The sequence below is a fragment of the Streptomyces sp. NPDC001348 genome, from assembly GCF_053597535.1.
This window is the reverse complement of record NZ_JBSFIK010000005.1, coordinates 1-22,722: the sequence shown is the minus strand read 5'-3', so window position 1 is coordinate 22,722 and position 22,722 is coordinate 1. Positions and strand designations below refer to the sequence as shown.

The following is a 22,722-nucleotide window of genomic DNA, read 5'->3' as shown; positions in this document are numbered from 1 at the left end:
ATCACCCGGTACATCTCGAAGGTGTCGTAGGCGTCGGGTTCCTCGGCGTCCGTGTCGTCGAAGGCGTCGGGTTCGACGCCCTCCGGCTCGGGCTCGACGACCGACTGCCGCCGCTTGGGCATGCTACGACCAGGGCGCTTAAGACTCTGCATGGGTTCTCCCCCTCGGGCTGGGCCGTGAAGGCACTGCGGCCTCGACCACAGCAAGCACTTCCCGTCCGCTCTCGGCGGTAATCACGAGAACATCACGGAGCCCGTTCGGCGACTGTGGCGTTCGTCACATGCCGTCCGCAGGTGCCCGGTGCGGCGCGTTTGTCCCCCGGATGGCTCACAGCAGGCTCTCGGGGAGATCACGAACCGGCTATGACCTGGCTTGCTCGGGTATCCGAGGAGATCAAGCGCACTGTAGGTTTTGGCCCCATGGAGGAGCTGGACCGTCAAATCGTGCAGCTGCTCGTCAAGGACGGGCGGATGAGCTACACAGACCTGGGCAAGGCCACGGGTCTGTCCACGTCGGCCGTGCACCAGCGGGTGCGCCGGCTGGAACAGCGTGGCGTCATCCGCGGGTACGCCGCGGTCGTCGACCCCGAGGCCGTGGGGCTGCCCATGACCGCCTTCATCTCGGTGAAACCGTTCGACCCCAGCGCCCCCGACGACATCGCGGACCGGCTCGCCGGCGTCCCCGAGATCGAGGCCTGCCACAGCGTCGCGGGCGACGAGAACTACATTCTCAAGGTGCGTGTGGCCACCCCGCACGAGCTGGAGGAACTGCTGGCCCGGCTGCGGACCCTGGCCGGTGTGTCCACCCGTACGACGGTGGTGCTGTCGACGCCGTACGAGGCCCGGCCGCCGAAGATCTGAACCGGCCGCCCCGCGTGCCGCGGATCCGCTCGCGCGCGAGAGACTGTCGGTCATGAGTGAACGATCCGCCGCCGGCCCCGAGACCGTCCTCCTGCGCCGTGGAGAGGTGCACAGCCCCGCCGACCCCTTCGCCACCGCGATGGTCGTGGAGCGCGGCCAGATCGCCTGGGTCGGCTCCGAGGGTGCCGCCGACGCCTTCGCGGACGGTGTGGACGAGGTCATCGACCTGGACGGCGCCCTGGTCACCCCGGCGTTCACCGACGCCCATGTGCACACCACGGCCACCGGCCTGGCGCTGACCGGGCTGGACCTGTCCGACGCGCCCTCCCTGGAGGCGGCCCTGGCCCGGGTGCGGGACTTCGCCGCCGCCCGCCCGGACGACCGGGTGCTGCTCGGCCACGGCTGGGACGCCGCCCGCTGGCCCGGCGGACGCCCGCCGACCCGAGCGGAACTCGACGCGGCCACCGGCGGCCGCCCGCTGTACCTGTCGCGTATCGACGTCCACTCGGCGGCCGTCACCAGCGCACTGCTCGACATGGTGCCCGGCGAGGTCTCCCGGGCCGACGCCCCGCTCACCGGCGACGACCACCACGCCGTACGCGCCGCCGCGTTCGCGGCCGTCACCCCCGTCCAGCGCGCCGAGGCCCAGCGGGCCGCCCTCGCGCACGCGGCCTCTCTCGGCATCGGGTCCGTGCACGAGTGCGGCGGACCGCGGATCTCCTCCGAGGACGACTTCACCGACCTGCTGCGGCTCGCCGCCGGACAAGCGGGGCCCCGGGTGACCGGCTACTGGGCCGAGCGAGGTGCCGAGGGCATCGACAGGGCACGGGAGCTGGGCGCGGCCGGCGCCGCGGGCGACCTGTTCGTCGACGGCGCCCTCGGCTCGCACACCGCCTGCCTGCACCAGCCGTACGCCGACGCGGGCCACACCGGCACCGCCTACCTGGACGCGGCCGCCGTCACCGAGCATGTCGTCGCCTGCACCGAGACGGGCCTCCAGGCGGGCTTCCACGCCATCGGCGACGCCGCAGTCACCGCCGTGGTCGAGGGCGTCCGGGCCGCCGCCGAGAAGCTGGGCCTCGCCCGTGTCCGCGCCGCCCGGCACCGGGTCGAGCACGCGGAGATGCTCACCCCCGAGGCGATCGCGGCCCTCGCCGAGCTCGGCATGACCGCCTCCGTGCAGCCCGCCTTCGACGCGCTGTGGGGCGGCGGGGACGGCATGTACGCACGGCGCCTCGGCGTGGAGCGGGCCAGGACCCTGAACCCGTTCGCCGCCCTGCTGCGCGCCGGCGTGCCGCTCGCCTTCGGCTCCGACAGCCCGGTCACGCCCCTCGCCCCGTGGGGCACGGTCCGGGCGGCCGCCTTCCACCGCACACCCGAGCACCGGATCTCCGTCCGGGCCGCGTTCACCGCGCACACCCGTGGCGGCTGGCGGGCCGTCGGCCGGGACGACGCGGGCGTTCTGGTGCCCGGCGCGCCCGCCGACTACGCCGTCTGGCGTACCGACGCGCTCGTAGTCCAGGCCCCCGACGACCGAGTGGCGCGCTGGTCGACCGACCCCCGCTCCGGCACCCCGGGCCTGCCCGACCTGACCCCCGGCAACGACCTGCCGGTCTGTCTGCGGACCGTGGTGGGCGGGCGGACGGTGTTCGTACGGCCGGGCGAGTGATCTCCCGGGGTGGCGCGGTCGGCGATCGGCCCTCCGATCGCGTCGCGCGACCTGCGTGTCGTCTGCGTTGACCAGGCGCTTGAGAGAGTCTGCGCAGGTCGGGCGACTGTTGACAGCCGACAGCGGAAGGCCGGTAGGTTCGGCCGGGTCCACCACCGGACGCCCGACCGGGGAGCATTTCGCGCACGCGTCGCAGCGCCGCTGGGTCAGGGACGGTGTGCCGCACCGGGGCACCGTCGCTGGGAGCCAGGCTCAGCAGCCGCGCCGACGCGGGAACGCTTCCGACCGGTCGGGAGGGTGTGACCCGGGTGGGGCCCGGACGCTCAGTAGACAACGGCTTTCGGTCGGTCCGCAGCCAGCGGGTCCCAGGTCGGCCCGAAGGGCGCCGGGCCCCCATCCGCAGCGGGACGCGGAACGAAAAGCTGATTCTTACCCCGTTCTTGGGGAATCGACACCCCAGTAGGCAGCAGTCTTCGCGTCGATGCAGGCCGCGGCCACTATGGTGGACCCTGCGTACGACATGTGAAGGGGCAGCAGTGAACGACGGCGACGGGACCCTCGCGGCACAGGACCGGGGGAGGAAGTTCGGTCCGCTCGGCACGGCCTTGGTGATCATCCCGACCTACAACGAGGCCGAGAACATCAAGTCCATCGTCGGCCGGGTGCGCAAGGCAGTCCCCGAGGCGTACGTCCTGGTGGCGGACGACAACAGCCCCGACGGCACGGGCAAGCTCGCCGACGAACTGGCCGCCCAGGACGACCACGTGCGGGTGATGCACCGCAAGGGCAAGGAAGGCCTCGGCGCCGCCTACCTCGCGGGCTTCCACTGGGGCCTGGACAACGGCTACGGCGTGCTGATCGAGATGGACGCCGACGGCTCCCACCAGCCGGAGGAGCTGCCCCGCCTGCTCACCGCCCTCAAGAGCGCCGACCTCGTGCTCGGCTCCCGCTGGGTGCCCGGCGGCCGGGTGGTGAACTGGCCGAAGTCCCGCGAGTTCCTCTCGCGCGGCGGTTCCACCTACTCGCGGCTCATGCTCGATGTGCCGATCCGCGATGTCACCGGCGGCTTCCGTGCTTTCCGGCGGGAGACCCTCGAGGGCCTCGGGCTCGACGAGGTGGCCTCGCAGGGGTACTGCTTCCAGGTCGACCTGGCCCGGCGCGCGGTCAAGGCCGGCTACCACGTCGTCGAGGTGCCGATCACCTTCGTGGAGCGGGAGCTCGGCGACTCCAAGATGAGCCGCGACATCGTCGTGGAAGCGCTGTGGCGGGTCACGGCGTGGGGCGTGGGAGACAGGCTCGGCAAAATCACGGGCAAGGGCGAACGGACTCGTTGACCTCCCCCTTATCCGGCACTGAGCCGGGTCCGGGCACACTGGGAGCATGACGACTGGCGTTCCGGGCTCTCAGCAGCCCACCGCACGGCCCCGCCGCTCCCGGCTGCGTACCCTCCTGCCGCTCGGCATCGCCGTGTGGCTGGTGCTGGAGATCTGGCTGCTGACCGTGGTCGCGGGCGCGGCGAGCGGTTTCGCGGTGTTCCTGCTGCTGGTGGCGGGCTGTGTGGCCGGCTCCGTGGTCATCAGGCGTGCGGGCCGCCGCGCCTTCCGGAACCTCAACGAGGCGTTGCAACGGGGTGGCTCGCCCGCCAAGGGCTCGGGAAACGGCCTGACGATGCTCGGCGGCCTGCTGCTGATCGTTCCCGGCCTCATCTCGGACGCGGCGGGGTTGCTGCTGCTGATACCACCGGTCCAGAAGGTCCTGAGCCGCTCTGCGGAGCGCACCTTCGACCGCAAGCTCCGCGAAGCCGCCCCCGGAGGGCTCGGCGACGCGTTCCGGCAGGCGCGGATGCACCGGCCCGACGGCAAGGTCGTGCAGGGCGAGGTGATCAGGCACGAGCCAGGGGACGCCCCGCGGGAGCAGCGGCCGCCGTTGACCCGCTGAGCACGCATTCCGGCCCGGACACGAAACCGCGGGCGCCGTACATGATGTACGGCGCCCGCGGTTACTCGTGTGCGCTGAACCGGTCGGTCCCCGCAGGGACTATGCGCTCTTGCGGCTGTCGCGGGGATGAACGGCGATGTTCATCGCCCCGGAGCGAAGTACCGCAAGACGCTCCTCGAGGACCTCTTCGAGTTCCTCGCGGGTGCGTCGCTCCATCAGCATGTCCCAGTGCGTACGCGCGGGCTTGGCCTTCTTCTCCTCAGGACCGTCGCCGTCCACCAGGAGTGCAGGGGCTCCGCAGACCTTGCACTCCCACTCCGGCGGGATCTCCGCCTCCACCGAGAAGGGCATCTCGAAGCGGTGCCCCTTCTCGCATGCGTACTCCACGGCCTGGCGCGGCGCCAGGTCGATGCCGCGGTCGGTCTCGTAGCTGGTCACCACGAGGCGCGTACCGCGAAGAGCTCGCTCACTCATGAATCGTGCCTCCCGGGCTTGTCGCCCACAGGACAGGTGTCGCTGTCGTCGTCATCCGGTCAACGTCCGGTCGGCGGTAAAGATTCCCGTTCCGAGTCCGTTCCGGGTCATGCGTCGCCGTCGTAGCCGCCCCTTGTTGTACCCACCAGCGCCCGGTTTGTCACATCTGCTAGCAGATGTCACCTAGCGTTTCGGCTTCTTTGACGCGCAGTAACGGTACGCCTGGCAGGCCAAACGCGTACACTACCGCTCTTTCGTGTTGAGTGCTAAATCTTCTCCGGAACCGGGTTGCCCGCCTCGCCGATCGCACGCCGCACCGGGACCCTCGCGAGCAGTGCGAACCCGATGACGAAGAAGGCCACGAGCGACACGATCGCCGAACGGTAGCTGCCGGTCAGCTGGTAGGTGAACCCGAACAGCAGCGGGCCGAGCCAGCTCATCCCGCGGTCGCTCATCTCGTACGCCGAGAAGTACTCGGCCTCCTTGCCGGGCGGCACCAGGTGTGAGAAAAGCGACCGGGAGAGCGCCTGGCTGCCGCCGAGGACCAGTCCGATCCCGGCCGCGAGTGCGAAGAACCAGACCGGCGCTCCGGCGGGCAGGAAGTATCCGGCCCCCAGCGTGACCGTCCACGCGACCAGCGAACCGAGGATCGTACGTTTCGCTCCGTACCTCCGGGCCAGCCGTCCCATCCCCAGCGCTCCCGCGACCGCCAGCACCTGCACCAGGAGCACGGCCCCGATGAGTGTCGACTGGCCGAGCCCCAGCTCCTGCGAGCCGTAGAGCGAGGCCTGCGAGATCACCGTCTGGATGCCGTCGTTGTAGACGAGATAGGCCAGCAGGAAGGCGAGCGTCAGCGGGTGGCGACGCATGTCCCGGACGGTGGCCGCGAGCCGTCGCGGGCCGGGCGCGCTGCTCTCCCGCGCCGGTCCCGTCCGGCGGTCGCGCAGCCGCCGCAGCGGCACCAGCGTGAAGGCGCCCCACCACAGGCCGGCCGACGCCAGGCAGATCCGGACCGCCGCCGTCTCGGAGAGTCCGAAGGCGTCGTGCCCGGAGTACAGCACCAGGTCGCCGATCAGTACCAGGGAGCCCGCCGCGTAACCGAGGGCCCAGCCGCGGGAGGAGACCGCGTCGCGCTCCTCGGGCGGGGCGATCTGCGGCAGGTAGGAGTTGTAGAGCATCATCGCCACGGACTGCGCCGCGTTCGCGACGATCAGCAGGACGCCGCCCAGCAGATACCGGTCGCCGTCCAGGAAGAACAGGCCGGACGTGGCGGCCGCGCCCACGTAGGCGGCCGCACCCAGCAGGTGCTTCCTGCGTCCCGTGCGGTCGGCCGCGCCGCCCACCAGGGGCATCGACACGACCGCCAGGATCACCGACAGCGACACCGAGTACGCGAAGAAGGACCCGGCCCGGACCGGCACGCCCAAGGGATGGACGAAGCCGTCCGCGTCCGCCGCCGACTCGGCGACCGATGTCAGGTAGGGGCCGAGGAACACGGTCAGCACGCTCGTCGAGTAGACGGAGCACGCCCAGTCGTAGAAGTACCAGCCGCGCTGTTCGCGCCGCCGCCCGGCGTCCTCGTCGGACCCCTGGGCCTGCACGGTGCCGGTGCCCACCCGTGCCCTCGCTTCCCCGCCGAAGTGCCGTGCGCGGGGCTCGGGGCCGGCCCGGGAGGTGCCGGGCCGCTCAGACCCAGACGCCCCGGTCCTCCATGACCTTGCGCAACGTGTCGATGTGATCGGTCATGATGCCATCGACGCCGAGGTCGAGGAGCCGGTGCATCCGCTCGGACTCGTTGACCGTCCACACGTGCACCTGCAGCCCGCGCGCGTGGGCGAGGCGCACGAAACGGTGGTCGACCACTGGGACACCCGACTGGGACACGGGCACCTGGGCCGCGACCGCGGACCGGCGCACCGCCGCGGGCACCCCCCACGAGCGCAGCCGCAGGTTCAGCACCCCGCGCGTGCCGAACGACGTGGCCAGGCGTGGCCCGGCCAGCCGCTGGGCGCGCAGTATCCGCGCCTCGGAGAAGGAGCCGACGCAGACGCGGTCCCAGGCCTGTCGGCGCTCGACCAGCGCGAGCAGCGGCCGCAGGGCGGCCTCCGCCTTGCAGTCGACGTTCCAGCGGGCGTCAGGGAACGTCTCCAGCAGCTCCTCGAAGAGCGGCACCGGCTCGCGGCCCGCCACGCGCGCGTGCCGGACGTCGTCCCAGGGCAGGTCGGCGATCCGGCCCGCGCCGTCCGTCACCCGGTCCAGGGTGGCGTCGTGGAAGGCGACCAGCTTCCCGTCCGCCGTGGCGTGCACATCGGTCTCCATGTACCGGTAGCCGAGGTCGACCGCGCGGCGGAACTGCGCCACGGTGTTCTCCAGGCCGTCGGCGGCCCCGCCGCGGTGGGCGAAGGGAATGGGGCCGGGATGGTCCAGGTACGGGTGGCGGATGAGCGTCGTCACCTGCGCAGTATCACCCCTTCGGGTGACCCGCTGGCAACCACCGTGCTGCCTCCGGATGCCGGCGGAACGGCGAACATCCGCAGGAACAGCTGGGCCAGCGGGCCGATCGACAGCGCGTAGAGGACGGTGCCCACGCCGACGGTGCCGCCCAGGAGGAACCCGGTCGCCACCACGGTGATCTCCACGGCCGTACGGATCAGCCGGATCGAGCGGCCCGTGCGCCGGTGCAGCCCGGTCATCAGACCGTCCCGGGGGCCGGGACCGAAGTTCGCGGCGATGTAGAGGCCGGTCGCCACGCCGTTGAGCACGACGCCGGCCAATAGGAGCGGAATCCGCACGGCCAGGGCGTGGGCGTCGGGCAGTACGGAGAGGGACGCGTCCATCGCGGCGCCGATCACCAGGACGTTGGAGACCGTGCCGAGGCCGGGACGCTGGCGCAGCGGGATCCACAGGAGCAGCACGGCCGCGCCCACGATCGTCAGTACGACACCCATGCTCAGCCCCGTCAGTTCCGCGAGGCCCTGGTGCAGGACGTTCCACGGCTCGAGTCCGAGACCGGCCTTCACGAGCAGCGCGGAACTCCCGCCGTACAGCGCGAGCCCCCCGTACAGCTGGATCAAGCGCCTGCTCGTGTGCGGCCCGGTCGACGACCGGGCCGACAGGCTCACGGACGATTTCGCGGACTTCGTAAGCTTCGTGAACTTCGCGGACTTCGCGGACACGCGATCCCCCCGATTGGTGGTAGTGGACTGGTGCGTGTCACTCTGTGGCTTGCAACGAGAAGCCATCCATGGCCAATCCGGGGAAGGTGGACTGATCGACATGGCCCAGTGGACTTCTGCAGTGGGTGCCGCGCAGCTCGCCCGGCTGCTGAACTCCCAGCAGGACCGCCCGGCCGGCCCCGGCGCCCGCCGCCCGCCCGCCTACCGTGCGCTCGCCGACGGCGTCCGGTTGCTGGTCCTCGAGGGCAGGGTGCCGGTGGCCGCCCGGCTGCCCGCCGAGCGCGAACTGGCGCTCGCCCTCTCCGTCAGCCGCACCACCGTCGCCGCCGCCTACGAGGCACTGCGGGCCGAGGGGTTCCTGGAGTCCCGTCGTGGCGCGGGCAGCTGGACGGCGGTCCCGGCGGGCAACCCCCTGCCGGCCAGGGGACTGGAACCGCTGCCGCCCGAGGCGCTGGGATCGATCATCGACCTGGGCTGCGCGGCACTGCCTGCCCCCGAGCCGTGGCTCACCCGTGCCGTGCAGGGCGCCCTGGAGGAACTGCCGCCGTACGCCCACACGCACGGTGACTATCCGGCGGGCCTCCCGGCGCTGCGCTCGATGATCGCCGAGCGGTACACCTCGCGCGGGATCCCGACCATGCCCGAGCAGATCATGGTGACGACCGGTGCGATGGGCGCGATCGACGCGATCTGTCACCTCTTCGCGGGGCGCGGTGAGCGCATCGCCGTCGAGTCGCCGTCGTACGCGAACATCCTGCAGTTGATGCGGGAGGCGGGTGCCCGGCTGGTGCCGGTCGCCATGGGCGAGGGGCTCAGCGGGTGGGACATGGACCGCTGGCGCCAGGTGCTGCGGGACGCCGCACCCCGGCTCGCGTACGTCGTCGCCGACTTCCACAACCCCACCGGCGCGCTCGCCGACGAGGACCAGCGGCGCCGGCTGGTGGACGCGGCCCGTTCGGCCGGCACGGTGCTCGTCGCCGACGAGACGATGAGTGCTCTGTGGCTGGACGACGTCGAGATGCCGCGCCCGGTGTGCGGCTTCGACCCGGCGGGCTCCACGGTGATCACCGTCGGCTCGGCCAGCAAGGCCTTCTGGGCCGGGATGCGCATCGGCTGGGTGCGCGCGGCCCCGGACGTGATCCGCAGCCTGGTCGCCGCGCGCGCCTACGCCGACCTGGGCACCCCCGTACTGGAGCAACTCGCCGTCAACTGGCTGTTCAGCACCGGTGGCTGGGAACAGGCGGTGGACCTTCGCCGTGCCCAGGCGCGCGAGAACCGCGACGCCCTGGTGGCCGCGATCCGCCGTGAGCTGCCCGCCTGGGAGTTCCAGGTGCCCAAGGGCGGCCTGACGCTGTGGGTGCGCGCCGGTGGGCTGTCGGGCTCGCGGCTCGCGGTGGCCGGGGAGCGGGTCGGGGTACGGGTCCCCTCGGGCCCGCGCTTCGGGGTCGACGGCGCTTTCGAGGGGTACGTGCGGCTCCCGTTCACGGTCGGGGGAGCGGTGGCGGAGGAGGCGGCGACCCGGCTGGCCGCGGCGGCGCACCTGGTGGAGACCGGCGCCGGCAACGGGCCGGAGTCACCGCGCACGTTCGTGGCGTAGACGGCCGCGGGGGCGCTCACGACCTCTCGGCGACCACTGCCTCCGGGGGCACGGGTTCCCTCTCCACAGGTGCCGCCTCGCAGTCCAGCCGTACCGCCGCACCGTCCACCGGCACCGTCTCGCCGTCCGCCGGCGTCGTCCGCGGCGGCAGCAACGCCGTCACCGCCTTCCGGTCCGCGTCGCTGGTGGCGTCGTCGTAGGGATCGGGCGTCGCCGGCACCTGCAGTCGGTGCACCGGGCCGTGGCCCAGGCGCGCGTACCCCCGCCCCGGCGGGACCTGCGCGGGCGGAGTCGTGTGCGGCGGCTCGCCCAGGACGTCGGCCAGTTGCTCCGCCGTCGCGGGCCCGAGCACGACACGGGCGCGTGTGTGCTGCCGTACCCCCTCGCTCAGGGCGTCCGCACCGTCGAACTGCTCGGCCACGACCACGGTCACCTGTGCCGCCCGGCCGTGCCGCAGCGGCACCTGGAGCAGCGTCTGCGGATCCTTGTGCCCGTCGGCCGCCAGGTGGGCGAAGGCGCTCGGCCGGTCCAGCAGGATCCACAGCGGCCGCCTGGTGTCGTCCGGCGGCGGATGTCCCGCCTGCCGCGCGCGGTTGACGGCGACGATCCGCCGTTCCGTCTCGTGCGCGGCCCACTCCAGGCTGGCCAGTGCCCCGGTCGGCCCTGACTCCACCGCGAGCACCCCGTCGCGTCCGGTCAGACAGGCGTACTCGCCGGTGCCGCCGCCGTCGACGATGAGCACGTCACCGTGCTGGAGTGCCTGGAGTGCGATGGACCGCAGCAGGGTCGAGGTGCCGCTGCCCGGCCGGCCCACGGCCAGCAGGTGCGGCTCGGTCGAGCGCAGGCCCGTGCGCCACACGACGGGAGGGACGTCGAGTTGTTCCTCGCCGTGGGAGAGGGGCAGCGTGCGCTGGACCTCCGCCGGGTCGGTGAAGCCGAGGACCGTCTCGCCGGGCGCGGTGACGAACCGCTGGGCGCGGATGCCGGTGGGCAGTGGGGTCAGGGTGGTGACGGTCAGCTCGTTGCCCTCCTCGTCCCACGCGAAGTGGTACTCGCGGCCCCGCCCGGCCTTCGCGGCGAGCAGCGACTCGATCCGTGCGCGGGCCTCCGGCTCACCGTCCGGGAAATACGCCGGGTACCGGATCACCAGGTGTCCGACGCGCCCCGCGTCGTCGAACTCGTGCGCGACGAAGGCCTGTTCCCAGTCCCCGCCGTGCGCGTACAGCGGAGCGGGGTCCTCGGCTGCCGAGAAGTACGGCACCAACGCCTCGTACAGCGACCTCAGCCGCTGTGTCCGGGACTCGTCGGGCCCTTCGGGGCCCCGCGGCGTCCGGTCCCGGCCGTGCCAGGCCGCCGCCGCCATCAGGGTGCCGGTGGCGAGCAGCGGCCCGTACGGCACCAGCGTCACGACCATGACCGCCGAGGCGGCCAGGAACAGCAGCGGCCCGCGCCTGTCCTTGGGCGTCTCCGCCCACCTGCGCCGGCCGGCCGAGGCCAGCCGGCGCAGCCCGCGGGCCAAGGTGATCAGCGGGTGGAGGACGTCGGTGGCGCTGTCGGCCGCCGTCCGGGCCAGCTCCCGGCTCCTGGCGATCTGCGCGCTGCCGGTGCTCAGAATGCGGGGAAGAGGGCGCCGGGCCACTGCTGTCTCCTGAGGATGCGTGCGGACGGGACGGTCGGCGTCAGACGGTCAGAATTTGATGCCGCCCAGGAGGCTCGCCAGGCTCTCGCCCCCGGCCTTGATGCTCGGGGCGATGGCCGTGCTCGACAGGTAGAAGCCGAACAGTGCCGAGACGCAGGCGTGCGAGCCCTTGAGTCCGTCCTTGCGGAAGAAGAGGAAGACGACGATGCCGAGCAGGACGACGCCTGAGATGGAGAGGATCATTTGCGGTCTCCTGGTGTCGAGGGGGACAGTCACCCTGAGTTCTTCCAGGATCACAGCATGTATCCATACGATAAAAGGTGCAACTGGGTGAATTACGGTGGTTTTCGCCCGGCTGGTCGAGCGGTGTGTACCCGGTCGGGCGGGACTCTGTGCCTCACCGGGCTCACGGTGCGTTCGGGGTGATCTTTACCTGGGGCAGATCGGGTCATGTACCCCGCGGAGCCAGTACGCTGGCGATTCACTCGTACGGCGGAGGTCACCGCCGCCGTACGCTCCCTCAGTCCCCGAACGTTGCGGAACCCGCAAGGAGAGGCGGTCCGGCCGATGAGTGAAGCCCCCGACCCCGAGGTCGTGGAGCTGGCGACCAAGATCTTCGATCTGGCCCGGCAGGGGCGGACCGAGGCGCTCGCGGAGTACGTCGACGCGGGAGTTCCGGCCAACCTCACCAACGACCGGGGTGATTCCCTGACCATGCTCGCCGCCTACCACGGTCACGCCGACACGGTCCGCGCGCTGCTCGCCCGCGGTGCCGCGGCCGACCAGGTCAACGACCGGGGCCAGACCCCGCTCGCCGGGGCGGTCTTCAAGGGCGAGACGGACGTGATCAAGGTTCTTCTGGAGGGTGGCGCCGACCCCGGAGCGGGAACTCCGTCGGCCGTCGACACCGCCCGGATGTTCGACAAGAGGGAACTCCTGGAATTGTTCGGCGTCCACTGATCCGAACATCCTGACCAGGCACGACACGGAAAACGGGGGAGGCGGTAAAGGGCCGCCGGAAATACGGTCGCGGCAGCGGAGACCGCGGGTCATCATGACGTCGTGATTCACGGACGCGATGGCTGGGCAGGTGTTGCCGCACCACGCGGGCCGTGATGCGGTCCGCATGGGCCACAGACGAGAGGCAGAGAGAAATGGTCTACAGCAAGCAAGAGACGGCGGGCGCCCCGACGTTGTGTCACGCGGCCAGGTAATGCGTGTTCCCCGGTTGCGTCGACGCTTGATGTGAGGCTGTTTCCCATGTTCGATCCGGTCATAGCGCCCAGCGGTACGCTGCTCGGCCTGCTCCAGCGGGGCCGCGGCGACGGCACGCTGCACGCGCTCACCGCCCCGCGCGCCGAGGCGCTCGCGGCCCTGGACCACTGCGTGCTGCGCGATCCCCGCCACGACTGGCAGGTGGAGAACCGCTCCCTTTACTACGCCCGCCTGTACCTCGACCTGAACGGCGAACTCGACGCCATCGAGGCCCACCTCTTCGACCCTGAGGACGCCCTCGACACCGACGAGTCCCGCACCGGCCTGGCGCTCGCCGTCCTCGGCCACCTCGCCTCGTACGGCAGGCTGGACGCACTCGAGATGCTGCGCAGATACGCCGCCCGCGGCGCCAACTGGGCCTGGGCCCTCGACGAGCTCGCGCTCCGCGACGACGACGCGGCGCTGCGCGCCCTGGCCGCACCCGTCCTGGCGCGGTTCGCGACCGATCCCGAGGGCGAGGCCGAACTGGCCGCCGCGGTGCGCGACGCCTTCGAGCCCCGGCCGTGGCGGCTGTGGGCGGAGGACCCGCGCGCATCGATCGCCACACGCGTGCGTGCCGCCCAGGAGGCCGGCTGTTTCGACCGCTGGCAGCGGCAGATGCGCCCCAGCGGGCCCCGCCCGGACTGGAGCGTACGGGCCGTCCTCGAATGGGCCCAGCAGGGGGTCGAGCGCGGTGCCGCCCTCCATGTCCCCGCCGCCCGCTGCCTGGTCGCCGTCGCCGGCCCCGAGGACCGGCCGGAGATCGTCCAGGCGGCCAGGGAGGGGACCGAGGGAGCCCGGTGCACCGCCCTGCGCTACCTCGCCGACAGCAACGACCCCGCCGCCCTCGGCCTCGTCGAGGCCGCGGTCGCCGACGGCACGGTGCCCGTCGTGGAGGCCGCCGTGGACGCCTTCGAGCGGATGCGCAGCGTCGCCGCCGTCGACCGCGCACGCGGGTGGGCCCACCGTCCCGACGCCCTCGGAGCCGCCGCCGCACGCGTGCTCGCCTGCCGGGGCGGCGCCCAGGACAGCGACCTGGTGCTGGGTGCCCTCCGTGAGGCGGTACGGGGCGAAGGCCCCGACGCGCCGACCCTGTGGACCCTCGTCGACGGCGCCGGACGGCTCGGCATCGCCTGCGCCGCACCCGTCCTGCGCCATGTCTACCGCGAGACGGCCTCCTCCCATCTCCGCGGCCGCGCCGCCCGCGCGCTGGCCGCCACCGACCCCTCCTTCCCCGCCGGATTCGCCGTCGAATGCCTGTGGGACTGCGAGGAGACCACCCGCGAACTCGCCGCCCGGCACGCCGAGACCGGCGACGCCCGCGTGGTGGAGCAGTTGCGCCGGCTCGCCGCCGATCCGGCCGAGGAGGCCGAGGTCCAGACAGCCGTGCGCAGCCGGATCGCCCCCGAGGGGCCGGCCATGTGAACGCCGGATGACTCGCGGGTCAGGAGGGCGTGGACACGGCCCGACCTGCTCGGGTGTGCAGCGCAACGCTCACAGGACGTTCCTCGGCCGGAAAGATCCACGTTGACGCGGCCACGTCCGGCACGGCGACAACACCGGTATGCGTGTCGTCATCGTGACCGAATCCTTTCCCCCCGATGTGAACGGCGTGGCCCACTGCGCGCTCCAGACCGCCCGGCACCTCGTAGATCGCGGTCACCTTCCGCTCGTCGTCGCACCGGCCCCCGCGCCCGGTGTCAAGGCCGACGCCCTCGCGGCGCCGTGCCCCGTCGTCCACGTCCCCTCCCTCCCGCTCCCCGGCTACCCCCAGGTCCGCGTCGCCCTCCCCAGCCGACGCCTCGCCGCGGCCGTCACCGAGCACCGCGCCGACCTGGTCCACCTCGCCAGCCCCTTCGTCCTCGGCGTCCGCGGCATGGCCACCGCCGCCCGGCTGGGCGTCCCGGCCGTCGCCGTCTACCAGACCGACCTGGCCGGATATGCCCGCACCTACATGGGCGCGGGCGAGGCGGCCGCCTGGCGGCGGATCCGCTCGGTCCACGCCGCCGCCGACCGCACCCTCGCTCCCTCCAGCGCCGCCCTGCACGACCTGGAGGCGCACGGTGTGCCCCGGGTACGGCTCTGGCCGCGGGGCGTGGACACCGTCCGTTTCCGGCCGTCTCTGCGCGACGAGGCGCTGCGCCGGGAACTCGCCCCGAACGGCGAGCTGATCGTCGGCTACGTCGGTCGGCTCGCTCCCGAGAAGCAGGTCGAACTCCTGGCCGGAGTCTGCGGCCTGGAGGGCGTACGGGTCGTCGTCGTGGGCGACGGGCCCAGCCAGGCACAGCTGACCGAGGCCCTGCCGGGGGCCGTCTTCCTGGGCCGCCGCACCGGCGACGAACTCGCCCGGATCTTCGCCTCACTGGACGTCTTCGCGCACACCGGCCCCTTCGAGACGTTCTGCCAGACCGTCCAGGAGGCCATGGCCAGCGGTGTGCCGGTCGTGGCGCCCGCCGCCGGCGGCCCGCTCGACCTGGTCGCCCACGGCAGCACCGGGCTGCTGGTACCGCCGCGCGACGCCGACGCCGTACGGGACGCGGTGGCCGCCCTGGCCGCCGACCCGGCACTGCGGACCGCGTACGGCACCGCGGCACGGGCCACGGTCGAGGGACGGACCTGGGCGGCGGTCGGCGACCAGCTGATCGCGCACTACGAGGACGTCCTCGCCGCCCGCAGGACGGCGGTGGCGGCATGAGCACCGGCACCGGCACCGAGCCGCTGCGGATTGTGCGGCTCGCCAACTTCGTCGCCCCCGCCTCGGGCGGACTGCGCACCGCCCTGCGTGAACTCGGCAGGGGATACCGGGCGGCGGGTCACCAACCCGTCCTCGTCGTCCCCGGCGAGCGCCACACCGACCGGGAGACCGAGCAGGGCCGCGTGATCACCCTGCCCGGGCCGCTGCTGCCCGGCACCGGCGGTTACCGCGTGCTCACCGACAAGCGGCGCGTCGCCGCCCTCCTGGAGCACCTCGCCCCGGGCCGCCTGGAGGTGTCCGACCGCACGACGCTGCGGTGGACCGGCAAGTGGGCCCGGCGGGCCCGGGTCCCCGCCGTCATGGTGTCCCACGAGACCGCCGACGGCGTACTGCGCACCTGGGGCGTGCCCGAGAACCTCTCCCGGCGGGCCGCCGACGCCCTCAACATCCGTACGGCGCACGTGTACTCGCGGGTCGTGTGCACCACCGAGTTCGCCGAGCGGGAGTTCGTCCGGATCGGGGCCCGCAACGTCGTACGGGCCCCGCTGGGCGTCGACCTGATGGAACGCCACCCCTGCCTGCACGACCCGGGGCTGCGTGCCCGGCACGCGCGCGCCGGCGAGGCGCTGCTGGTGATGTGCTCCCGGCTGTCCGTCGAGAAACGGCCCGGCACGGCGCTCGACGCCCTGGACGCACTGCGCCGGCGAGGACGGCGGGCGGTGCTCGTGGTGGCCGGTGACGGACCGCTGCGGGGGCGCCTGGAGCAGCGGGCGCGGGAGCGCGGGCTGCCGGTGGCCTTCCTGGGGCACGTGTCGGACCGGGCTCTGCTGGGAGCGCTGCAGGCCTCCGCGGACGTGTGCCTGGCACCCGGGCCCGCCGAGACCTTCGGGCTCGCCGCGCTGGAGGCCATGGCGTGCGGCACGCCCGTGGTGGTCAGCGCGTCGTCCGCGCTGCCGGAGGTCGTGGGTTCCGCGGGGGCCACGGCGGCCGACCGCGGGGAGGCCTTCGCGGACGCGGTGGAACTCCTCCTGGAGCGCTCGGCGCCGCAGCGGCGGGAGGCGGCACGCGCGCGTGCGGAATGCTTCGGGTGGGGCACGGCGGTGGAGGCGTTCCTCGCGGCTCACGACGCGACGGTGCTGTCCCGTCCCGCGCCCTCCCGCCGTGGCGTCGCGGAGGGCGTCGCATGAGACCCGTCCAATTCGTGGCCCTCGGGGACTCGCTCACCCAGGGCGTGGGCGACCCCGTCGGCGACCGGTGGCGCGGCTGGGCCGCGCTGCTGGCCGACGGCCTCACCGAGGGACCCGTGGAATTCACCAACCTCGCGGTCAGCGGGGCGCAGACACGGGACGTGCTGGAGCGGCAGACGCCGGACGGGCTGGCGCTGCGCCCTGATCTGGTGTCGGTCGTCATCGGTGTCAACGACACCCTGCGCTGCACGTTCGACATCAACGCGGTGGCCGCCCGGCTGGACAAGGTCTACGCGGCCTTCGCCGGCCAGGGCGCGACCGTACTCACGGCCTGTCTGCCCGACCCCGGCGCGATGCTGGGGCTGCCCGGCGCGCTGGCCCGTCCGCTGGCCCGGCGGCAGCGGGCGGTCAACGCGGTGGTGCACGCCCTCTCCGACCGGTACGGGGCCGTCCATCTGCACGCCTCGGAGGGTGCCTGGCTCTCCGGCCGCGCGCTGTGGAGCGCGGACCGGCTGCACCCGGGCGAGCGTGGGCACCGGCAGCTCGCCGTGCGTTTCCACGCGCTCCTCGCGGAGTCGGGGACGGCGAGCGGCCCCGTGCCGTCGGCGGAGCCGGGGAGCCCCGCGCCGACCCGGTCGGCGAGCCTGCGGTGGCTGGCCACCGCCGGGACGGGCTGGGTGGCACGCCGCTGCACCGACCTGCTGCCCCAGTTGCTGCGGCTGGCTGCCGACGAGCTGCACCACCGGGTCCGCGGCACCAGCGCCCGCCTCGACCTGCGCGCCGCGCACGCGGTGTCCGCGGCGCTCGCCTCCCTGTCGGTGGTGGAGCGGCCGGACGCCGCGTGACGGCTCGGCGGCGGGCGCCGCGTACGGCTCAGCGGCGGCGTACGGCGACGAAGCGGACCGGGGTGCCCGGCAGGGCCTGCCCGGCCGCCGGCAGGTCCGCCGCACGGACCACCGCGATCACCGGGTAGCCCCCGGTGGTCGGGTGGTCGGCCAGGAACACCACCGGTCGTCCGTCGGGCGGGACCTGGACCGCGCCCAGGACCATGCCCTCGCTGGGCAGTTCGCCGGGACGGGCCCGCTCCAGCGCGGGTCCCTCCGTGCGCAGCCCGATGCGGTTGCTCGCCGACGACACCCGGAACGTGCGGTCGGTGAGGTCACGGACGGCCCCCGGCGTGAACCAGTCGTCGCGCGGACCGAGCGTGACCCGCAGGACGAGTTCGGCGGGCGGGGACGGCTGCGGGGCGACGTCGACGTGCGCGTGCCCGGCAGAGGGGTTTCCCAGCGGCAGGACCGTCCCGTCCGCGAGCGGCGCGGGGCCGAGGCCGGACAGCAGGTCGGTGGAGCGGCTGCCGAGCACCGGCTCGACGGCGATGCCGCCGGACACCCCCACGTAGCTGCGCACCCCCCGTTCCGCTGCCCCCACCTCCAGTACTTTCCCGGCGGGCACCGCGACCGGAGCACCCCAGGCGACCGGACGACCGCCGACCCGTACGGGGCACGGCGCACCCGCGACCGCCACCGTCACCGTCGAACGCGGGCGCAGGGCACAGCCGGTGAGCGTCGTCTCCAGCACGGCCGCGCCGGGAGGGTTCCCCACCAGCCGGTTGGCGAGCGCCGCCGCGGGCGGGTCGAGCGCCCCGGAGCGGGGCACGCCGAGGTGGGCGTAGCCGGGCCGCCCCCGGTCCTGCACGGTGGTCAGCGCCCCGGCCCGCACCACGACGAGCGCCCGGTCGGTCATGTGCCCCCCACCGGTACGAAGCGGACGCGCGCGCCCGGTGACAACAACGCCGCCGGCACGCGCGCGTGGTCCCACAGCACCGCGTCCGTCGTCCCGATCAGTTGCCAGCCGCCCGGCGACGACCGCGGGTACACACCCGTGTAGGGGCCCGCCAGGGCCACGGCACCGGCCGGGACGGACGTCCGCGGCGTCCCTCGGCGCGGCACTTCGTGGTGCGGCGGCAGTCCGGTCAGATAGCCGAAGCCGGGAGCGAATCCACAGAAGGCGACGGTGAACTCGGTGGCCGCGTGGATGCGCGCCACCTCGTGCTCGGGAACCTTCCAGTGCGCGGCGACATCGGCGAGGTCCGGGCCGTCGTAGCGGACCGGGAGCTCGACGACGTCACGCGCGCGTGGGGGAGCGGGCGGCACCTGCGCGGCAGTCAGCTCGGCGGCCAGGCGCTCCAGCTCGTCGAGGCCGTCGAGACCGTCGAGGAGCAGCGTGCGGGCGGCGGGCACGATCTCCCGGACGGACAGCAGACCGTCCGCCCGGCGCCGCAGCAGCTCCGCGTGCAGCGCCTGGGCCTCCTCGCCCGAGGCGAGTTCGACCAGCAGCCCGCGGTCGCCGACCGGCAGGGCCCTCATGCGAAGGCCGCCACGGTCACGCCGGACGCCACCAGGCGCTCGCGCACCCGGCGGGCCAGTTCGACCGCGCCGGGCGTGTCCCCGTGCAGGCACAGGGAGCGGGCACGGACCTCGATACGGGCGCCCGAGTGCGCGGTGACCGTGCCGGAGCGCGCCAGTCCCACCGAGCGCTCCACGACCGCTTCGGGGTCGCTGACCACCGCGCCGTCCCCGCCGCGTGGCACGAGCCTGCCCTCGTCGGTGTACGCGCGGTCCGCGAACGCCTCCGTGACGGCCGGCAGCCCCGCCTTGCCCGCCAGTTCCAGCAGCCGGGAGCCGGGCAGGCCCAGCACGGGGAGGGTGGAGTCCGCGAGGAGCACTCCCTCGACGACGGCAGCGGCCTGCTCCTCGTCGTGCACCGCCCGGTTGTAGAGGGCGCCGTGCGGCTTGACATACGCCACGCGCGCCCCCGCCGCGCGCGCGAAGACCTCCAGGGCGCCGATCTGGTAAGCGACCTCGGCCGCGAGTTCCGCGGGCGGCACGTCCATCGCGCGCCGCCCGAACCCCGCCAGGTCCCGGTAGGAGACCTGCGCGCCGATCGTCACGCCGCGCTCGGCGGCCAGTTCGCACACCCTGCGCATGGTGGCCGCGTCCCCGGCGTGGAAACCGCAGGCGACATTGGCGCTGGTGACGACGGACAGCAGTCGTTCGTCATCGGTCAGCCGCCAGCGGCCGAAGCCCTCGCCGAGGTCGGCGTTGAGATCGATCACGGTCATGGGTCCTCTTCCGTGCCTTTCGTGTCGCGTGCGGTCAGAACAGGCGGTACTGCTCGTCGCGGGCGTCGGTCAGGAACATCTGGCCCGGCGCGTGCGTGATGGCGAACGGCGGGCGCGAGGCCATCACGGCGGCCTGCGGGGTCACTCCGCAGGCCCAGAACACCGGGATGTCGTCCGGTTCGGCGGTCACCGGATCGCCGAAGTCCGGCCGGGCGAGGTCGTCGATGCCGAGTGCCGCCGGGTCGCCGCAGTGCACGGGGCTGCCGTGCACGGCGGGGAGCCGGCGGCTCTCCCGGATCGCGGCCGTCAGATGCTCCGGCGGCACCGGGCGCATGGACACCACCATCGGGCCGCGCAGCCGCCCGGCCGGGCGGCACTGGCGGCCGGTGACGTACATCGGCACGTTGCGGCCCTGCTCGATGTGGCGGAGGGGCACACCGGCCCCGGCCAGCGCCCACTCGAAGGTGAAGCTGCATCCGATCAGGAAGGAGACCAGGTCGTCCCGCCAGTGGGCGAGCACGTCGGTCGGCTCGTCCACCAGCTCACCGTCCCGCCACACCCGGTAGCGCGGCAGGTCGGTGCGCAGGTCCACGTCCTCGCCGAGGACGGTGGTGAACGAACCGGCGTCCGTCACGTCGAGCACCGGACAGGGCTTGGGGTTGCGCTGGCAGAACAGCAGCATGTCGTAGGCCCAGTCGGCGGGCACCGAGATCAGGTTGGCCTGGGTGTGACCCGCGGCGACCCCGGCTGTCGGGCCCGCGAGGCCCTCGCGGAAGCGGGCCCGAGCCGTCTTCGGGCTCCAGGAGTGCGCGTGTTCCTCGGCGAGGACCAGGGGGCGGTCCTCGGTGCGGTCCGGTGCGGTCACTGCAGCTCCGTTCCCCGCGTCTCGGGCAGCCCGAGCAGGGCCAGCGCCGCGATGCCGTAACCGATCGCGCCGAACACCAGCGCGCCGCCCACACCCCAGCTGTCGGCGAGGAAGCCCACCAGGGTCGGGAAGACCGCGCCCACCGCGCGTCCCGTGTTGTACGTGAAGCCCTGCCCGGTGCCGCGCACCGCCGTCGGGTACAGCTCGCTCAGGTAGGAGCCGAAACCGCTGAAGATGGCCGACATGCAGAAGCCGAGCGGGAAACCGAGCACCAGCAGGAGGGTGTTGGCGCCGCTGGGGATGTTCGCGTAGGCCAGGATGCAGACGGCCGACAGCAGTGCGAAGAGCCAGATGTTGCGCCGCCGGCCCAGCCGGTCGGTGAGGTAACCGCCGGTCAGGTAGCCGAGGAAGGCACCGGAGATCAGGAACGTGAGATAGCCACCGGTGCCGACGACCGACAGGCCGCGCTCGCTCTTCAGGTACGTCGGGACCCAGGTCGCCAGCGTGTAGTAGCCGCCCTGCACGCCCGTGGACAGCAGGCCCGCGAAGACCGTCGTGCGCAGCAGCCCGGGCGCCCCGTCCCTGCCCGGCCGGAAGATGGCCGCGAACGATCCGCGCTGCGGGCTCTGTTCACGGGCCGCGGTCGCCGCGGGGGCGTCGTGCACCCGGCGGCGCAGCCACACCACCAGCAGGGCGGGCAGCGCGCCGGTCCAGAACATCACGCGCCAGGCCAGGTCGTCACCGGCGTAGGAGAAGACCAGTGTGTAGACGATCGCGGCCAGCGCCCAGCCGACGGCCCACGAACTCTGGATCGCGCCGAGGGTACGGCCCCGGTTCCTGGCGCTCGCGTACTCGGCGACGAGGATCGCTCCGACCGCCCACTCGCCGCCGAAGCCGAGGCCCTGGAGGGCCCGGAAGACCAGCAGCGTCTCGTAGGTGGGCGCGAAGCCGCAGGCCACGGTGAACACGGCGTACGTGATCACCGTGATCATGAGGGCCCTGACCCGGCCGACCCGGTCCGCCACGACTCCCGCCACGGCACCGCCGATCGCGGAGACCACCAGCGTGACGGTGGTGAACAGGCCCGTCTGGCCGCTGTCCAGACCGAAGTACGCAGCCAGCGCCACCATGCTCAGCGGCAGCGTGAAGTAGTCGTAGGAATCCAGGGCATATCCGCCGAAAGCACCGGCGAAGGCGCGGCGACCGCGCGGTCCGAGGGCGTGCAGCCAGCCCAATGGGCCGTCTTCGGCGCCGTGTTCGCCTTGTGCCGGCTGTACGCCGGTGGTCACGGACTGTGGTGGAGGGGGCGTGCTCATGGGCACCTCGCAGAGGTAGGACGGAGGGTGCTGGGAAGTGAGCCGGTGCCGAGTACCGTAGAGGATCGTTCAACGATCCTTCAATACCCATGTTGTCTCGTTCTTCTGTCTGCGGTTGAATTCCGGGCATGGCAGAGCAGCTGACAGGACTGGCCGACGACCGTGCCCTCCTGGGGCGCACCAGTACCGCCGAGCGGGTCTCGGACATCCTCAGGAGCCGCATCGCCGAGGGCTACTTCCCGCCCGGCACCCGGTTGTCGGAGGACAGCATCGGCGGGGCGCTCGGCGTCTCCCGCAACACGTTGCGCGAGGCGTTCCGGCTGCTCACCCACGAACGGCTGCTCGTCCACGAGCTGAACCGGGGCGTGTTCGTCCGGGTCCTGGCCGTCGAGGACGTCGAGGACATCTACCGCACCCGTGCCCTCGTCGAGTGCGCCGTCGTAAGGGCGTTGGGCGAGCCGCCGTACGGCCTCGGCAGTCTGGCCGAGGCCGTCGCGCAGGGGCAGCGGACCGCGCGCGAGGGCGACTGGCAGGGCGTCGCCACCGCCAACATCCACTTCCACCAGGAGCTGGTGGCCCTCGCCGGCAGTGACCGCACCGACGAGGTGATGCGCAGCGTCTTCGCCGAACTGCGCCTGGCCTTCCATGTCGTGGACGACCCGCGGGCCCTGCACGAGCCGTACCTCGGGCGCAACCAGCAGATCCTCGAGGCGCTGCGGGCCGGGGACAAGCGGGAGGCGGAGCAACTGCTCGCGGTCTACCTCGAGGACGCACTGGAACGCGTCGTCGAGGTCTACCGCCGGCGGGTCGGACGGGACGGCTAGTGCTGCGACCGGAAAGGTTCACCGGCTCGCGACGCCCGGCACGGCACCTCGCCGCGTTGTCGCACCACCCGAGTACATCCAGTACGCGGGTGATGCTCCGCCTTGCG

The 22,722-nt window shown here is 73.1% G+C and carries 22 protein-coding genes; 11 read left to right on the top strand and 11 right to left on the bottom strand.

Features of this window, described 5'->3' with window-relative positions; all coding sequences use genetic code 11:
• The first annotated feature begins 419 nt into the window (after positions 1-419).
• The 4 genes from ACWC21_RS06850 to fxsA all read left to right on the top strand — a co-directional run bounded on the left by ACWC21_RS06850 (position 420) and on the right by fxsA (position 4,467).
• Positions 420-860, top strand: coding sequence for an Lrp/AsnC family transcriptional regulator (locus tag ACWC21_RS06850; RefSeq protein ID WP_383705814.1), 441 nt, complete (start codon positions 420-422; stop codon positions 858-860).
• A gap of 52 nt (positions 861-912) precedes the next feature.
• Positions 913-2,529 (top strand): amidohydrolase, encoded by a 1,617-nt coding sequence (locus ACWC21_RS06845; protein WP_450878871.1) that lies wholly within the window; start codon positions 913-915, stop codon positions 2,527-2,529.
• Between the two features lie 536 nt (positions 2,530-3,065).
• Positions 3,066-3,863 carry a polyprenol monophosphomannose synthase gene (locus tag ACWC21_RS06840; RefSeq protein ID WP_450878869.1) on the top strand — a complete coding sequence of 266 codons (798 nt, stop codon included), beginning with the start codon at positions 3,066-3,068 and terminating at the stop codon, positions 3,861-3,863.
• A 46-nt stretch (positions 3,864-3,909) separates the two neighbouring features.
• Positions 3,910-4,467, top strand: coding sequence for an FxsA family membrane protein (gene fxsA / locus ACWC21_RS06835; RefSeq protein WP_450878867.1), 558 nt, complete (start codon positions 3,910-3,912; stop codon positions 4,465-4,467).
• Between the two features lie 99 nt (positions 4,468-4,566).
• On the opposite strand, the gene ACWC21_RS06830 is transcribed toward fxsA, so the two are convergent.
• The 4 genes from ACWC21_RS06830 to yczE all read right to left on the bottom strand — a co-directional run bounded on the left by ACWC21_RS06830 (position 4,567) and on the right by yczE (position 8,183).
• On the bottom strand, positions 4,567-4,941 hold the full coding sequence (locus ACWC21_RS06830) for an RNA polymerase-binding protein RbpA (protein ID WP_009187548.1): 375 nt from the start codon (positions 4,939-4,941) through the stop codon (positions 4,567-4,569).
• A 266-nt stretch (positions 4,942-5,207) separates the two neighbouring features.
• Entirely contained in the window at positions 5,208-6,557 is a 1,350-nt protein-coding gene (locus ACWC21_RS06825) for an MFS transporter (RefSeq protein ID WP_450878865.1), read from the bottom strand.
• Between the two features lie 70 nt (positions 6,558-6,627).
• The gene (locus ACWC21_RS06820; protein ID WP_450878863.1) at positions 6,628-7,395 is read right to left on the bottom strand and encodes a glycerophosphodiester phosphodiesterase; all 768 of its coding nucleotides are present in this window, start codon (positions 7,393-7,395) and stop codon (positions 6,628-6,630) included.
• Positions 7,392-8,183, bottom strand: coding sequence for a membrane protein YczE (yczE, locus tag ACWC21_RS06815; protein WP_450878861.1), 792 nt, complete (start codon positions 8,181-8,183; stop codon positions 7,392-7,394). Before yczE ends, ACWC21_RS06820 begins: the two co-directional genes overlap by 4 nt.
• A 34-nt stretch (positions 8,184-8,217) precedes the next feature.
• Here yczE and ACWC21_RS06810 point away from each other — a divergent pair, with 34 nt between their 5' ends.
• Positions 8,218-9,714: an SCO1417 family MocR-like transcription factor gene (locus ACWC21_RS06810; RefSeq protein ID WP_450878859.1), complete on the top strand. Its 1,497-nt coding sequence runs from the start codon at positions 8,218-8,220 to the stop codon at positions 9,712-9,714.
• 16 nt (positions 9,715-9,730) lie between these two features.
• On the opposite strand, the gene ACWC21_RS06805 is transcribed toward ACWC21_RS06810, so the two are convergent.
• Both ACWC21_RS06805 and ACWC21_RS06800 read right to left on the bottom strand, forming a co-directional pair.
• Positions 9,731-11,353, bottom strand: a complete 1,623-nt coding sequence (locus ACWC21_RS06805; protein WP_450878857.1) for a hypothetical protein — start codon at positions 11,351-11,353, stop codon at positions 9,731-9,733.
• A gap of 48 nt (positions 11,354-11,401) precedes the next feature.
• Positions 11,402-11,596 (bottom strand): hypothetical protein, encoded by a 195-nt coding sequence (locus ACWC21_RS06800; protein ID WP_389148373.1) that lies wholly within the window; start codon positions 11,594-11,596, stop codon positions 11,402-11,404.
• 324 nt (positions 11,597-11,920) lie between these two features.
• Between ACWC21_RS06800 and ACWC21_RS06795 the strand changes: the two genes are divergently transcribed.
• From ACWC21_RS06795 to ACWC21_RS06775, 5 genes are all read left to right on the top strand, one after another.
• On the top strand, positions 11,921-12,313 hold the full coding sequence (locus ACWC21_RS06795; RefSeq protein WP_450878855.1) for an ankyrin repeat domain-containing protein: 393 nt from the start codon (positions 11,921-11,923) through the stop codon (positions 12,311-12,313).
• 300 nt (positions 12,314-12,613) lie between these two features.
• Positions 12,614-14,032 (top strand): HEAT repeat domain-containing protein, encoded by a 1,419-nt coding sequence (locus tag ACWC21_RS06790; protein WP_450878853.1) that lies wholly within the window; start codon positions 12,614-12,616, stop codon positions 14,030-14,032.
• Between the two features lie 139 nt (positions 14,033-14,171).
• Positions 14,172-15,302 (top strand): glycosyltransferase family 4 protein, encoded by a 1,131-nt coding sequence (locus ACWC21_RS06785; protein WP_450878851.1) that lies wholly within the window; start codon positions 14,172-14,174, stop codon positions 15,300-15,302.
• Complete coding sequence (locus ACWC21_RS06780) at positions 15,299-16,489, top strand: glycosyltransferase (RefSeq protein ID WP_450878849.1); 1,191 nt, start codon at positions 15,299-15,301, stop codon at positions 16,487-16,489. The genes ACWC21_RS06785 and ACWC21_RS06780 overlap by 4 nt, the downstream gene beginning before the upstream one ends.
• Complete coding sequence (locus ACWC21_RS06775; protein ID WP_450878847.1) at positions 16,486-17,334, top strand: SGNH/GDSL hydrolase family protein; 849 nt, start codon at positions 16,486-16,488, stop codon at positions 17,332-17,334. Before ACWC21_RS06780 ends, ACWC21_RS06775 begins: the two co-directional genes overlap by 4 nt.
• Positions 17,335-17,362: 28 nt before the next feature.
• Here the strand turns inward: ACWC21_RS06775 and ACWC21_RS06770 are convergent, their stop codons facing one another.
• From ACWC21_RS06770 to ACWC21_RS06750, 5 genes are read right to left on the bottom strand one after another with little or no spacing between them, the layout of a single operon-like run.
• Complete coding sequence (locus ACWC21_RS06770; protein ID WP_450878845.1) at positions 17,363-18,232, bottom strand: 5-oxoprolinase subunit C family protein; 870 nt, start codon at positions 18,230-18,232, stop codon at positions 17,363-17,365.
• A complete protein-coding gene (locus tag ACWC21_RS06765) occupies positions 18,229-18,855 on the bottom strand; it encodes a 5-oxoprolinase subunit B family protein (protein ID WP_450878843.1) in 627 nt (208 codons plus the stop codon). The genes ACWC21_RS06770 and ACWC21_RS06765 overlap by 4 nt, the downstream gene beginning before the upstream one ends.
• On the bottom strand, positions 18,852-19,610 hold the full coding sequence (locus ACWC21_RS06760; RefSeq protein ID WP_450878841.1) for a LamB/YcsF family protein: 759 nt from the start codon (positions 19,608-19,610) through the stop codon (positions 18,852-18,854). The genes ACWC21_RS06765 and ACWC21_RS06760 overlap by 4 nt, the downstream gene beginning before the upstream one ends.
• A 34-nt stretch (positions 19,611-19,644) precedes the next feature.
• Positions 19,645-20,475, bottom strand: coding sequence for a putative hydro-lyase (locus tag ACWC21_RS06755; RefSeq protein ID WP_450878839.1), 831 nt, complete (start codon positions 20,473-20,475; stop codon positions 19,645-19,647).
• Complete coding sequence (locus ACWC21_RS06750; RefSeq protein WP_450878837.1) at positions 20,472-21,791, bottom strand: MFS transporter; 1,320 nt, start codon at positions 21,789-21,791, stop codon at positions 20,472-20,474. Before ACWC21_RS06750 ends, ACWC21_RS06755 begins: the two co-directional genes overlap by 4 nt.
• 128 nt (positions 21,792-21,919) lie before the next feature.
• Between ACWC21_RS06750 and ACWC21_RS06745 the strand changes: the two genes are divergently transcribed.
• Positions 21,920-22,615 carry a GntR family transcriptional regulator gene (locus ACWC21_RS06745; RefSeq protein ID WP_450878835.1) on the top strand — a complete coding sequence of 232 codons (696 nt, stop codon included), beginning with the start codon at positions 21,920-21,922 and terminating at the stop codon, positions 22,613-22,615.
• The last annotated feature ends 107 nt before the right edge of the window (positions 22,616-22,722 follow it).